Origin of the sequence: Gluconobacter albidus (assembly GCF_002005485.1) — a bacterium.
Lineage (GTDB): Bacteria > Pseudomonadota > Alphaproteobacteria > Acetobacterales > Acetobacteraceae > Gluconobacter > Gluconobacter albidus.
The window spans coordinates 2162028-2176486 of sequence record NZ_CP014689.1; the positions used below are offsets into that span (position 1 = coordinate 2162028).

12 protein-coding genes are annotated in these 14459 nt (G+C 60.8%); 10 read left to right on the forward strand and 2 right to left on the reverse strand.

From position 1 onward, the window contains the following. Positions 1-16: 16 nt before the first annotated feature. Positions 17-1468, reverse strand: a complete 1452-nt coding sequence (locus A0U94_RS09950) for a phosphomannomutase (protein WP_208611703.1) — start codon at positions 1466-1468, stop codon at positions 17-19. A 63-nt stretch (positions 1469-1531) separates the two neighbouring features. On the opposite strand from A0U94_RS09950, the gene A0U94_RS15925 reads away from it, so the two are divergent. From A0U94_RS15925 to A0U94_RS09995, 10 genes are all read left to right on the forward strand, one after another. Further along, positions 1532-1693: a hypothetical protein gene (locus tag A0U94_RS15925; protein ID WP_167369375.1), complete on the forward strand. Its 162-nt coding sequence runs from the start codon at positions 1532-1534 to the stop codon at positions 1691-1693. 119 nt (positions 1694-1812) lie between these two features. Further along, complete coding sequence (locus tag A0U94_RS09955) at positions 1813-3432, forward strand: FGGY-family carbohydrate kinase (RefSeq protein ID WP_077803261.1); 1620 nt, start codon at positions 1813-1815, stop codon at positions 3430-3432. Further along, complete coding sequence (locus tag A0U94_RS09960) at positions 3429-5138, forward strand: glycerol-3-phosphate dehydrogenase/oxidase (RefSeq protein ID WP_077803262.1); 1710 nt, start codon at positions 3429-3431, stop codon at positions 5136-5138. Before A0U94_RS09955 ends, A0U94_RS09960 begins: the two co-directional genes overlap by 4 nt. Before the next feature lie 3 nt (positions 5139-5141). Continuing rightward, complete coding sequence (locus tag A0U94_RS09965; RefSeq protein ID WP_077803263.1) at positions 5142-6125, forward strand: beta/alpha barrel domain-containing protein; 984 nt, start codon at positions 5142-5144, stop codon at positions 6123-6125. Positions 6126-6310: 185 nt separating this feature from the next. Beyond that, entirely contained in the window at positions 6311-7120 is an 810-nt protein-coding gene (locus A0U94_RS09970; protein ID WP_077803264.1) for a triose-phosphate isomerase, read from the forward strand. A gap of 35 nt (positions 7121-7155) precedes the next feature. Beyond that, complete coding sequence (locus A0U94_RS09975; RefSeq protein ID WP_062031069.1) at positions 7156-7638, forward strand: RpiB/LacA/LacB family sugar-phosphate isomerase; 483 nt, start codon at positions 7156-7158, stop codon at positions 7636-7638. A gap of 54 nt (positions 7639-7692) precedes the next feature. Further along, entirely contained in the window at positions 7693-8625 is a 933-nt protein-coding gene (locus A0U94_RS09980; protein ID WP_077803265.1) for a substrate-binding domain-containing protein, read from the forward strand. A gap of 33 nt (positions 8626-8658) precedes the next feature. Continuing rightward, positions 8659-10164, forward strand: coding sequence for a sugar ABC transporter ATP-binding protein (locus tag A0U94_RS09985; protein WP_077803266.1), 1506 nt, complete (start codon positions 8659-8661; stop codon positions 10162-10164). After that, positions 10154-11173: an ABC transporter permease gene (locus tag A0U94_RS09990; RefSeq protein WP_077803267.1), complete on the forward strand. Its 1020-nt coding sequence runs from the start codon at positions 10154-10156 to the stop codon at positions 11171-11173. Before A0U94_RS09985 ends, A0U94_RS09990 begins: the two co-directional genes overlap by 11 nt. 36 nt (positions 11174-11209) lie before the next feature. Further along, a complete protein-coding gene (locus A0U94_RS09995; protein WP_077803268.1) occupies positions 11210-12967 on the forward strand; it encodes a dihydroxyacetone kinase family protein in 1758 nt (585 codons plus the stop codon). A 68-nt stretch (positions 12968-13035) separates the two neighbouring features. On the opposite strand, the gene A0U94_RS10000 is transcribed toward A0U94_RS09995, so the two are convergent. Further along, the gene (locus A0U94_RS10000) at positions 13036-14457 is read right to left on the reverse strand and encodes an arylsulfatase (RefSeq protein WP_244177987.1); all 1422 of its coding nucleotides are present in this window, start codon (positions 14455-14457) and stop codon (positions 13036-13038) included. Positions 14458-14459: the final 2 nt, after the last annotated feature.

Here is a 14459-nt window from a genome sequence, read left to right on the forward strand (position 1 = left end):
ATCGCAGACTGGTCGTCTATGCCATCCAGCGACGGACCGCCTCGAGCCCCAGTGTCAGAAGTTCCTCGGCCCGTTCGGGCGTCGCCGATTCAACATACACCCGCAGTTCCGGGGCATTGCCGGATGGCCGCAGGTGGATGATATCGCCACGTTCGAACGTCATGCGGATACCGTCCGTCTCATCGACGGTTGCAACAGGTCCGCAGGCGTCCACAAACCCCAGAGTCCCGCTCACAGCCGAAACGTCCTCACGCAGAATGGTCAGACGGGCCTTGCTCTGCTCTGTCGGAACGTCTTTCAGACGATCGCTCACGGTGAAGCGCGGCGGAAGTGTTTCAAGAAGTTCCGCAAGCCCGTTCTGCCCGCTTCTGGCCGAAACCAGCGCACAGAGCATGGGCAGGACGGCATCGCGCGTCGGTAATGCCACGAGACGTCGGCCGTCATTCTCGATATCGCTGGCAAGCAGAAAGCCCCCATTGGCTTCGTAGCCAACAGACGGAACATTTCCCTTTTCCACAGCATCCGTCATGCCTGACACGACGAATGGCGAGCCAATACGCGTTCTTTGAACGAAGGGCGCAACGCCGGATGCTTCCAGCGCCGTATTGCTGCTGACGGGCGTTGTGACGGAGACGGCGCCAAGCTTGCGGGCCGCGAGAATACCCAGCACATCACCCCGCAGCCAGCGGCCATTCTGATCCGCCAGAAGAGGGCGATCGGAATCACCATCTGTCGTCAGGATCGCATCAAACTGCCCCGTCTGCGCCCAGTCCCGCGCAAGGACGACATCTTCGGGGCGCACGGCCTCCGTATCGACCGAAACGAACACGTCGGAGCGTCCCAGAGGATGGGCTTCACCCCCAAGGGCTTCGACGACGGACACCAGAACGTCACGCCCCACTGCAGAATGCTGATAAATTCCAAGCTTCAGGCCCGAAAGCGCTGTCGGGCCGAAGAAATCGACATATCTGGCTACATATTCCCTCAGGACATCAGTCAGTGGCGGGACTGCGACGTCAATTTTCAGGGCGCCCTGCTCATCAAACCAGCCTTCCGGAAGTGTGACGTCCTCATGCCGCATGGCAGCTTCGTCGCTCTTGAGAAACTCGCCCCGGGCGCGATTGAACTTGATGCCGTTCCGGTCGTCCGGAATATGGCTTCCCGTCACCATGAGGGACGGAATACCCCTGCCAAACGCATAGAGGCTCAGAGCAGGCGTCGGCACAAAGCCGCAGTTTACCGGCTGGCCTTCCATCCAGAGAATGGCAGCCGCACAGGCGCGCAAAATGCGCGGCGTACTCGGCCGAAGGTCTCCGGCGATGGCGACGGATGTTCCAGGAGCAAACTCTCCCAGCGTCTGTAAATGTTTGAGATAGCCGACGGTATACGCAAAACAGACAGCATCCGTCATGGACGTCACAAGCCCACGCGCGCCGCTCGTTCCAAACGCAACGCCTGATTCCACCATCCAGTCAGCTATTTTCATATGTAATCAGTCCCAAACAGTTAGAAAAACAGGCTATGGATGGACATGTCAGTGCCTGATTGCGTGCAGTATGACGCGCGCTTCTTTTTGCATCCACTCAATAAGAAGCATTTCCTGTTTTTATGGCTGACCACTGATGTGATGACAACCATGCAGGTTATCCGCAGCAGATCAGATTTCTGGCCCGACATCGGGGCATCTGCGTGATAAGTCACACTAAATCTTAAAATATCACAGATATATGTGTTCTATATCTCGTAATCGGTGATATGGCTGTCCTTCGAATTTGCGTGTCCCTGACACTGAAGCCGTCTGGAGGGCCAGAAATGCGCCGGGATTTCATCATCGGAATCGATAGCGGTTCCACCACGACCAAAGCCGTTGTGTTTTCGTCCACAGGGGCCATCGTCGGAACAGGGCGACGCCGTGTCGCACCGCACATGGAGCGCCCGCATCATGTCGAGCGCGATATGCACGAAGCGTGGCAGGCCGTTATCGGATCCATCCGCGACGCGCTGAGAGATGCGGAGCTGGACGGAAATGCCATTGCCTCTGTCGGTGTCACGGCGCACGGAGATGGCGTTTTTCTACTTGACCGCTCAAGAAATCCGCTGGGCCGGGGCGTCATGTCGCTCGACAGCCGGGCGACGGCCATTCACGAACGCTGGAAGCGTGACGGCATTTCCGATCTGACTCTCCCGATCGCGGGGCAGCGTCCGTACGTCTATTCGGCCAACACACTTCTTGCCTGGATCCGGGATAATGAGCCGGAACGGTATCAGGCGATCGGGTCCGTGATTTTTGCCAAGGACTGGATCCGTTACTGCTTGACAGGCGAAATCGCGACGGATCTGACCGAGGCCAGCACGTCTTTCACCGATCTGTACACGCAGAATTACAGCGACGACCTGCTCGATGTTCTGGGCCTTGCGGACATCCGGGCTGCGCTGCCGGAAATGCGCCTCTCCTGTGAGCAGGGTGGCGTCGTTACGGCGGAAGCCGCAGCCCTGACGGGGCTTGTTGCCGGCACACCCGTTTCGGTCGGATTGCATGATGTGACGGCCGCAGCCGTCGGTCTGGGCCATACCAGAGCGGGCGATCTGTCGATCACGGCTGGAACCTTTTCGATCAACGAGGTTTTCCGCGACCGACCTGTCGTGGGGGAAGGCTGGGCCTGTCGGGCGGGATATCGTCGCGGACTATGGAACTGCATGGCAATTTCTCCGGCATCCTCCAGCAATCTCGAATGGCTGGCGAAAATCCTCATGCCCGGCGATCAGGACGCGGCCCGGAGCCTTTCTGCGGAAATAGAAGCGCGCCTGTCCCAGCCAGGAGCCCGTCCTGCGGTTCCGCTGTATCACCCGTTCCTGTTCGGCTCGCCCTATGACGCCCCCGCCAGCGCATCCCTGTTCGGCGTGCAGTCCTGGCATGACCGGGCGGACCTGTTTCAGGCAATGGTGGAAGGAACGGTCTTCAATCATCGTGAACATGTCGATGCCCTCAAACAGACCGGGCCCGTTCGCAGGATCGGAATTTCGGGAGGCGGAAGCGGACAGCCTGCCATCGCCCAGATGTTCGCGGATATTCTGGGAATGCCTGTCCGCATCCCCGAAGTCCGCGAAGCCGGAGCTTTGGGCGCGGCCCTGACGGCGAGCGTTTCCGTAGGATTGTACGCCAGCCTTGAAGACGCCGTGGCCGCGCAGGACGTGCCGATGCACACCTACAGACCGCAGCCGGACCGCGAACGTGTCTATGAGGGAATTTATCGCCGCTATGTCGCACTGACGCAGGCCATGAGGCCGTTCTGGTCAGATCTTTATGATGGCGGAACGTCCTCCCTGAAACCTGCCACAACAGAACATTCCCGCGAAAACGATCTCGTGGAGGCCGGACCGGTTCTGAACTACGCGATGGCCAGCACCATGACACAGGGAGCACGGCCATGAGCGGACTGAAAGATATCTGCGAGAATGCGGAGTTCGATGTCGTCATCATGGGCGCCGGCATCAACGGAGCCGGCCTGTTTCGCGAACTGGCCCTACAGGATCTGCGCGTCCTGCTCGTTGATCGGAGCGACATCTGTTCCGGCGCCTCCTGCGCGCCCTCGCGGCTGATCCATGGCGGAATCAAATATCTCGAAACGGGTGAATTCCGCCTGGTCGCGCAGTCCACTCTGGAGCGCAATCTTCTGCTGCGGAATGCGCCGCACGTGGTCAAACCCCTGCCAACGGTTCTGCCAATCCGTTCCTGGTTCGGAGGCATCGTCCCGTCCGTGCGGAAATTCCTGCGTCTGGGCGGCAAAATGACCGACCGGGGGGCTCTGGTGCTGGAAGCCGGGCTTCAGATCTATGATTTTCTGGGACGGCGCGCGCGTGTCATGCCGCGACACAGCCTCTTCCTCAATCGCAGAACGCGGGAAGAATGGCCGCATATGGCGACGGACGTTCTCGCCACTGCACAATATTATGACGCGGCCATCACCCAGCCCGAGCGGCTTGGTTATGAATGTGTGCAGGACGGCCTGAATGTCGGGACCGGCTGCGGGGTTGCGACCTATACCGTTCCGGTTTCTTTTGCCGATGGCATTCTGCGCCTCAGGGACAGCATCACCGGAGAGACACGGAACGTCCGGGCGCGGGCGCTTGTGAATGCGGGAGGCGCGTGGATCGACCGCATCAATGCCGTCCTCGGCGAGACGACGCGTTATATCGGCGGCACGAAAGGCTCGCATCTGCTGTTACGGCATGACGGGCTTCTGCGCGAACTCAAAGGACGCATGATGTATTTCGGAACACCGGACGGACGGATCTGTCTGGCCTATCCGTTTTACGGTCACGTTCTGGTCGGCTCGACGGATATCCGGATCGAAGATCCCGATACCGCCACGTGCACCGACGACGAACAGGATTACATGCTGCGGATGGTCGCGGACCTGTTCCCCGGCTTCAGCTTCAACCCCGATGACGTGGTTTACCGCTACAGTGGCGTCCGTCCCCTCCCCGCAACCGATGCGTCCGATCCCGGAGCCATCAGCCGCGATCACATCGTGCATGAAAACCGGCTTGGAGACACGCCCCTCCTGTCCTTGGTTGGCGGGAAATGGACGACATTCCGCGGACTGGCCGAAGAGGTCGCGGACCGGTTGCTCGAAACTCTGGGCGCCGCACGGCACCTCTCCACGAAGACTTTCCCGATTGGCGGCGGCCGCGATTATCCGGCGCCGGAGCGCTATTCCGCGTATCTGGACGAGTTTTTCGTAACCTATGGCATGCCGCGCCAGAGGGCCGGAATTCTGCTGGAGCGGTACGGATCGCGGGCCCGCGCTTTTGCGGTGTTCTGCCAGAAGGAAGCCGACGCGCCACTGCGGACGCTCCCGACCTACACACGGCGCGAACTGGCCTTCATCGCTTCGGAAGAACTGGTCCGCACCCTCTCCGATGTTCTCTTTCGGCGGACGCCGATTGCCCTGAGCGGGCTCCTCACACCCGACGTCGTTCTCGAAGTGGGCGGTGTCGTGGGCGCAGCTCTGGGATGGAGCGCGCAGGAAACGGACCGGCAGTGCCGCGCCGCCTGGAAAGAAGCGCAGGAGCGCCACAACCTGAAGGGCGACCTCCCCGACACATCCCCCTCACAGACAGCCCTGAGAGCCTGAACCATGAACCGTTACGAAGAAAAAATCGCGCGCATGCTGGCCGGTCAGGACGACCGTACGGATTTCATTCTCGCAGATGCCAAGGATTCCGACATGGCCGCGGGCGTCAGCGCCACAGGCCTGCGTCGCGACCCCAGACAGGGTCACTCCCGTTTCCGGACGCGCCGCGAATATGTCGACGTGATCCACGGCATCCTCCAGCAGGACATCGTGGACATCATGCTGACTTCGGCCTCCATTCTGGAGACCCTGATCGCGGAAGACGGTTTTGCCGGAACCCGGATCCAGTCCGCGATCCGGGCCAATGACACGACGGATCTGTGGCGCGGGCGGGGTGGCTCCTACCAGTCCCAGAAATCCGTTCCTTTCCGCTCGGCATCTTTGAAAAAAGCGCAGACCAGCCTTGGCCTGTATTCCATGACCTTCAACGGCGACGCCGAGCAGGACAGCTTTGCGCTGGAAGAATTCGCCCGCTTTCGGGAAGAAGCCGGAGAAAGCCGCTTTTCGTATTTCCTTGAGGTCTTCAATCCCAATGAAGGCCGGATCGCACAGGCCGACCGCGGCTTTTATCTGAACGACATGATCGTCCGCTGTCTGGCAGGCCTGCGGCGTGAAGAACGCCCCGTTTTTCTGAAGGTGCCCTTCAATGGCGCGGACGCCCTGAGCGAACTCTGTGCGTTCGACCCTTCCGTGATCGTGGGCATCATGGGGGGCAGCAGCGGAACAACGCGCGACTGTCTGGAACTGATCCATCAGGCACAATGCTGTGGGGCGCGCGCGGCGCTTTTCGGCCGCAAGATCGTGGATGCGGATGACCCGCTTTTACTGATCGAGGCCATGCGCAGCGTGACCGACGGAGCCCTGTCGACGAAAGAAGCAACACATCTCTATCATGAAAAACTGGGCGCTCAGGGCGTACCACCCCTCAGAGAGGCGGATCTGGATAGCGTCGTGACCGAAGCGGTCCTGCTGGAGCGTGCAGCGTAACATTTTTATGTGATTATAAAACAGAGCTGATTTCCAGAGAATTCAGAAGAAAAATCACCCTCAAAGAGAATTTTTCCTCTGAACTTCCTGAATTTTGTATCGTTATTTTTGGTATTGGTAACTCTTTTATGTTATGCTTTAACGCTCAAGATAACATATGCCGTTCTGCAATACGGAGAATCGGGATGAACATTCAGCCTTTCGGAAGGTCGGAAATGGCTCAGGTCTGGATCGGAACGAGCTGGAAGATGAACAAGGGACCGGCCGAAGCCATCGCTTCGGCACAGGCCCTTGAAGGATTTGTTCCCCCGCAGGGGATCCAGCCTTTCGTCATCCCGCCTTTCACGTCCCTGAAGGATGTCTGCACCGTGCTGGAAGACAGCGCCCTGATGGTGGGCGCGCAGAACATGCACTGGGAAGACAGCGGGTCTTGGACGGGCGAAGTTTCACCGGAAATGATCCGGGGCTGCGGCGCCTCGATGGTGGAAATCGGCCACTCCGAACGTCGCCAGCATTTCGGCGAGACGGACTGGACCGTGAACCTGAAGGTTCATGCAGCCCTCCGTCACGGGTTACGCCCGCTCATCTGCATCGGCGATACGCTGAACGAGTACGAGTTTGGCGTCTCGCACGAAACGCTCGCCCGGCAGACCAAAATCGCACTGCATGGTGTGGCGCGAAAAGATCTGGCGAACGTCCTGATTGCCTATGAGCCGGTCTGGGCCATCGGAGCTTCCGGCCGCCCGGCGGACGCAGACTTCGTCTCGGATGTTCACACCCGGCTCCGGCGCGTCGTGCAGGACCTCGCAGGTGCGGAGGGCGCGCGTATCCCGCTGCTTTATGGCGGAAGCGTCTCGCGTGAGAACATCCGCGGTTATGTCGGACTTGCGGATGTGGATGGTGTGTTCATTGGGCGGGCGGCCTGGAAGGCGACGGACTTCATGGCCCTTATCGACAGTGTGCGTGATCTGGCTTCGGACAAAATAGCGGCCTGAACGGTCGCCTGAACGCAGGAAGAGGGAAAATGACCATGCGTATTGCCATTGGTGGAGACAGCGCCGGCGAAGGCCTGGCGAGACTTCTGACCCAGCATCTCTCGACGCTTGGTCGACATGTCGTCGTCGACATGTCCCATCCCGAAGATGAACGGGGCGAACTGTATTCCGAACTGAGCGAGCGCGTATCGCTGGCGGTTCTGAGCGGTGAATTCGACCGGGGCATCCTGTGTTGTGGAACCGGAATTGGCGTTTGCATTTCCGCCAACAAAATTCCAGGCATCCGGGCGGCCCTGACCCATGACACCTATTCCGCCGAACGCGCAGCCCTGTCGAACAACGCGCATATCATCACCATGGGCGCGCGTGTGATCGGGCCGGAAGTGGCGAAGTCGATCGTGGAAGCCTGGCTGGCCTGCACCTTCGATCCCACAAGTGCATCGGCGCGCAATATTGCCGGAATTGATGCACTCGGCAGGAAATACCGGCAGCCCGTCTCCGCGGATATGAGCTGCTGAAATAAAAACTTTCAGCCCGGACAGGTTCAGGCTGATTTTCGAAAGAACAGAGTTATGAAAACGGCATTCGCTTTTGCCGCAATGCTGGCGGCTGCGCCAGTTCTGTCCTCCGGCGTCGCCTGTGCGGCGGAGAGTGGCGCGCCCCTGCATTTCGTTCTGATCCCCAAAACGGTCCATCCGTGGTTTGACAAGGCCATGACAGGGGCGAAGGCCGCTGGCGACATGATCACCAAAGCGACGGGCCGCCCGGTCGAAATCGAATATCGCGCGCCGCAGACAGCCGATGTGTCTTCGCAGAACGACATTATCGAACGCGCTGTCGCGACCCATCCCGATGGCCTGATCCTTGATCTGCTGGATGAGAAGGGCAACCGCGCCGCCATGGACGAAGCGGCGGACCAAAAAATCCCGATGACGGTGTTCGACTCCCTGCCCCCCGAAGGCATGGACATCACGGCAGTCGGCGCGGATTTCTGCGAACAGGGCACCACGGCTGCCGAGAGGCTGGCGAACCTCGTTAACAAAAAGGGCGAGGTTGCCATCATGATGGGTGTGCCCACAGCGCCAAACCATACGCTTCGGGCCGAGTGTGAAAAGAAGGTCTTTGCGAAATACCCCGACATGAAAGTCGTCGCGACGGGGATCGACAATGACAGTATCGAAACCGCCCAGAAACAGGCCTCCGCCATCATGCAGGCCCATCCGGACCTGGTGGGCTGGGTCGCCTGCGATGCATCCGGACCGGTGGGCATCGGACAGGCCATCCGCGAGGGGGGCAAGACCGGGAAAGTCAAGGAAGTCGGCCTCGACAACCTCAATGACATGATCCAGCTCATCAAGGACGGCGTAGCGGAATCTTCCGCCTCCAGCCGCCCCGAAATGCAGGGTTACTGGGCCGTCATCTCCGCCTGGCAGAAAGCCATGGGACAGAAGACACCCAAATATATCGACACCGGAATTGATCTCCTGACCAGCAAGACCCTCTGACATCTTGCCGATCAGGACAAGGGAAACACGACCATGACAATTCTTCAGATCGAAGCCGTACGGAAGACCTATCCCGGCGTGGTCGCGCTCGATCATGTGGACCTGACGCTGGAGCCGGGGAAAATCCATATTCTCGCGGGCGAAAACGGTGCCGGAAAATCCACCCTGATCAAGGTCCTGACCGGCCTCGTCGCCCCCGATGAGGGTCGCGTCCTGATCGAAGACGGAGACGCACTGGCGGACCGCACCCTGTTTGCGAAGGTCGCCTATGTACCGCAGGAGCTGAGCCTTTTCGGTTCCATGACGGTGGCCGAAAACATGTTTATGCCGTTCGACCGCTCCGGGTTTGGCCATCTGACGGTCTCGCGGCGTGCCATGGAGAAGGCTGCGGCAGACCTCATCCAGCGCTTCGGAATTCATGCAAAACCAGGCCATCTGGTGAACCGAATCAGCGTGCCGGACCAGCAGCTTCTGCAGATCGCGCGCGCAGCCTGCCGTGAGGAATTCAGGGTTCTGATCCTTGATGAACCGACCTCCTCGCTGACGGCAAACGAAACCGAGCATCTGTTCCGGATCATCCGCAGGTTGCGCGATGACGGCTGCGCGATCGTGTTTGTCTCCCACAAGATGGAAGAGATCTTTGAGCTGGGCGACACGGTAACGGTTCTGCGCAATGGTCGCAGCGTCGGCACCTACCCCATGCAGGGCATGACGGAAGGACACCTGATCCAGCTCATGTCCGGCAGTTCTGTCTCACTGGAAGAGAAGTTCCAGCCGCGTTTCGCCATCAGCGAAAACGACATGATCTTGAGCGCTAAACAAATTTCGGGACCGGGGTTCACGGACGCATCCTTCACCCTGCGCCGGGGCGAGATCCTTGGATTTGCGGGGCTTGTCGGCGCGGGCCGCTCCGAACTGATGCAGACGATTTTCGGCTATCATCGGGCGACATCCGGCCAGTGCTTCCTCGACGGAGAGGAAATCCCCCGTGGCCGCACGGACCGTGCCGTAGCGATGGGGATGGTTTACCTCTCCGAAGAGCGCAAACATCATGGCATTTTCCCGCTGCTCAGCGTGCGGGAAAATATCAGCCTCTCGGTTCTGGACCGCATGAAGCGCGGCGGCGTCATTTCCTCCCGGCGCGAAAATGACGTCGTGGAGGAAACGATCCGGCAGTTCGACGTCCGGACGTCCTCCGCGGCCAAAAAAATCGTTCATCTGTCAGGCGGCAACCAGCAGAAGGCGATCATCGGACGGGCGATGGCCCGCAGGCCGCGCGTCCTGATTTTCGACGAACCCACCAAAGGGATCGATATCGGAACCAAATTCCAGATTTACCGGATCATGCAGCAGCTTGCCGAAGAAGGCGTGGGGATCATCCTCGTCTCGTCCGAAATGACCGAGCTTCAGCGCTGCGCCTCGCGGATCATCACCATGTATTCCGGCCGGATCACGGGTTCGTTCGATCAGGCCACCACCGACGTCAACACGCTTGTCGGCGCGATCATCGGCGCCCCGGAGACCCGTCATGTCGCTTGAAACCACCCTCCCCGCCACGCCGTCGAAGCCGCCGAAACTGCCGCCCATGAAGGCTCTGGTGTCGCGTCTGGTAGGCAATCCGCTGGGCGGCGTCATCGCCGCGCTCGTCATCATTTTCGGGGCGTCCTGTGCGCTGTCGCCGCACTTCCTGACGTCCTTCAACATGATGATCATCGCGCGTGCGCTGGCCTTTGTCGGGCTGGTCACGATCGGACAGTCCGTTCTCATGATCCTGGGCGAGCTTGACCTGTCCGTTGGCGCCATTGGCGGCCTGGCGGGCGTGGTGGGCGGCATTTTAATGGTGCAGCTTGGGCTGAACCCCTGGCTTTCGCTCGGGCTGTGCCTGCTGATGGGAGCCGGGTGCGGATTGCTGAACGGAGCGCTCATTACGCAACTCCGCCTGCACTCGCTGGTGCTGACGATCGGTATGGCCGGCGTTTATGGCGGCGCCAACCTCGTTGCGACCAAAGGCGTGGCCATTACGGGTATTCCCCGTGACATCTCCTTTCTCGGGCGAGGGCTCGTCATGGGCGTTCCCGTGCCGTTCGTCGTGCTTCTGGTGTGTCTGGCGGTTGTGGCGTTCGTCATGTTCCGCACGCCCGTCGGCCGCTACATCTACGCCATCGGCAGCAACCCGGACGCCGCCCGGATGCTGGGCATCCGCGTCAACGCCATCCGCATGGGCGCTTTTGCCCTTGCCGGGTTCCTGTCTGCCCTTGCCGGAATCCTGATGGTCGCCCGTCTGGGAACGGCCCAGCCCTCCATCGGTGACACCTGGGTTCTCGCACCCATCGCCGCAGCCGTCATTGGCGGTGTCGCGACCACCGGCGGCATCGGCAGCCCGGTCGGAGCGGTTCTGGGTGCCGTCATCATCGGCATGATCGAAGACATCATCGTTCTGTTCGGGATTTCACCCTACTGGCAGTCGGTCGTCAGCGGCGGGATCGTTGTTCTCGCCATCTCCTTCGACGCACTGGCCCGTCGTTACCTCAACCGTGATGCAGCCTGACTGTCCCGCTGCGGGACACGACTGGAGGAAAAACACATGACCAAGATCTGCGGCGACGCATCCAATTTCGCAATGTCGGCCCTTCGCGGGTTCAGCCTGATCCATCATGACCTTGTGCGCCTCGTCCGTGGCGGCGTTCTGCGGGCAAAGCCAGGTCCGAAAGGCAAAGTCGCCGTCGTGCTGGGCGGCGGCTCGGGCCATTATCCCGCCTTTGCGGGCTATGTCGGCAAGGGCTTCGGCGATGCTGCCGTGGCAGGCGACATTTTCGCATCCCCCTCCACGCAGGCGATCAAGAGCATCGCCCGACAGGCCGATCTCGGCGGCGGGATCATCCTAGGATACGGCAACTACGCGGGCGATGTGCTCAATTTCGGCATTGCCGCCGACCGTCTGCGCGAAGAAGGCTATGACGTCCGCCTTCTGGCAACTGCCGATGACGTGGCCAGTTCGGACGCTTCCACCCGCGAACGCCGCCGGGGCATTGCGGGAGACCTGCTGATTTTCAAGATCGTAGGGGCCGCTGCCGAAGCCGGACTGACGCTCGATGAGGTCGAGGAAGTCGCGCACCGCGTGAACCGTCAGACCTGCACCTTCGGCGTGGCTTTCGACGGCTGCACCCTGCCCGGCGAGACTGAAAAACTGTTCGAGGTCGCCAAAAACCGCATGGCTCTAGGCCTGGGCGTTCACGGTGAGCCGGGAATTGACGAACAGGACGTCCCCAGCCCGGAAGCACTGGCAAAAATCCTGTTTGACCGCCTGCTGGCCGAAATTCCCCACGAGGCGCCGCGCCGTGTCGCCGTGCTGCTGAACGGTCTGGGCAGCACCAAGCAGGAAGAGCTTTTCGTGCTTTGGAACGCGCTGGCGCCAATGTTCGAAAACGCCGGACTGACCCTCGTGGCCCCGCTGGTGGGCGAGTATGTCACAAGTCTGGACATGGCGGGCTGTTCCCTGACCCTCACTTGGCTCGACGAGGATCTTGAGCAGTACTGGCGCGCGCCGGTGGATTCCGCGGCCCTGCGCCACGGCACACTGGTCGGAGACGGCGTGGCCGACCTTGCCGTCGAAGATGAGGCAACCATCGTCTATATGCGCTCCGCTACCGCAACGGGCCGTCAGGGCGGCGCGTGCGTCGCGGATGTCATGGAAAATCTGGCGAAAATGCTGGCCGCCGAGGAATCCAGCCTCGGCCATATCGACGCACTTGCAGGCGATGGCGACCATGGACAGGGCATGGCGCGCGGGTCCGCGGCGTCTGCCCGCGCCGCCCGTAACGCGGCCAATGCCGGTGCCGGCCCGGCTACGGTTCTGGCCACGGCAGCCGATGCCTGGGCCGATCGTGCCGGGGGCACATCGGGCGCGCTCTGGGGCGAAGGTCTGCGGGCCTTCAGCACGGCACTCGATGACGGCCGTCTGCCAAGTGCCGGGCAGCTTTCGCAGGGTGCCCGCAACAGTATGGAGCGCATCATGCTGCTCGGCAGGGCCAGACCCGGCGACAAGACGCTCGTGGATGCGCTGGTCCCGTTTGTGGAAACACTGGAGCGGGAACTGGCCGCGGGCCATGAACTCGTCAAAGCCTGGATGGAAAGCGCGGAAGCCGCCTATCAGGCCGCGCAGGACACACGCAACCTGTTGCCCCGGATGGGACGTGCGAAAATGCATGGCGAGCGCAGCAAGGGGCATCCCGATGCCGGCGCCCTGTCCCTCGCCCTGTGCGTACGCAGCGTCGGCAGGGACCTGAAAAGCGGCATGGCTGCCCAGCACGGCCACGATCTGCTGCACGACCTCAGGGCCTGACAGCAAAGTCACCGGTCATCGTCTCTTCTGCTTGGGCGGACGATGACCGGTGCCCTCCTTTTCGCCAGTTAAAGGGCGATCGGATACTCACGCGACGGCCTGTGTTCCGATACAAGTCGTCCTGAGAGTTCACGGATAATCTCGGGATGCCTGGCGGCCACATCGTGCTTTTCGCCCGGATCTGCCGTCAGGTCATAAAGCTCCAGCCGGGACGACCCGACGGGCCGCACGATTTTCCATTTCCCCAGACGCGCCGCCTGCCAGAAAGACGGCTCATATGTCTCCCAGTAGAGCAGTCGCTCCGGCAGCTCCCCCTGCCCCAGCAGAACGGGCGTCAGATCGCGACCATCTGTCACCACAGGAACACTGCGCCCTGCCAGCCCGAGAACCGTCGGCAGCAAATCGGGATGATAAACGGGTGTCCCGTTCGTCGTGCCTGCGGCGATCCGTGAAGGCCAGCGCGCAATCAGCGGAACACGGATTCCACCCTCGTAAAGCTCGCGTTTATAGCCTCGCAACGGACCATGAGAGTTGAAGAAGGTCACAACTTCCGTCTGCTCCGCCGTGGGTTCGGATCTCGGCCCATGATCGGACGACACAAACACGATCGTATCATTGTTCAGCCCGGACGCTTCAAGCGTTTGCAGAATACTGCCGACGCCAGCGTCCAGAAATTCGATCATGGCCGCATAGGCCTTTTCCCGGGCGCCCCAGGGCTCTCCTGCATAATCCCCCTCGGCTGGCGTAATATGCGGGCTATGCGGCGCATTATAGGCGACCGTCAGAAAAAAGGGCTTCTGGCGATGACGCCTTATGAAGTCGCAGCTCTGATCCGTCACGATGTCGGTTTCGTAGACAGCCCGCCCCCCGCCGGCATTTCCCGCGACATCCTGCAACGTCGTGCCGTCGTACCATTTCTCCGGAAAATAGCCCTGCGTCTTTTCCGTCTGCGTCAGCCATCCGTGGAATTCATCAAACCCGTGCCGCGTCGGGATGGCGTCAGGATCGTAACCATCGAGATGCCACTTCCCCACCAGCCCCGTCACATATCCCTGCTCTTTCAGAACGGACGCGACCGTCGGTTCCTGATCGAACAGATTGGCCCTGCGGATCTGTTCCTTCCCCTTGTATCCGACCACGCCTCCGGCGAGCGCAAAATTGTCGCGGATGGACGCATGTCCCATATGGCGCCCCGTCATGAGCGCACAGCGGGAAGGCGAGCAGATAGGCGCGCCACCATAAGCCTGCGTGAACTTCATGCCCTGAGCCGCCATCCGGTCGATATGCGGTGTGCGGATTCTGGTCTGGCCGTAACAGCCCAGATCATACACACCCAAGTCATCCGCGATGATGTAAATGATGTTGGGCGCCCGCGAGACTGCCCTGGAAGCCGCATGCGCAGCCCCCTCCGACAGACCCAGAGTAACCGTGCCGAGCGCTGCGGTCCCGGCGAGGAGTGTCCGGCGGTTCATGCGGATTGAACGGATCAAGG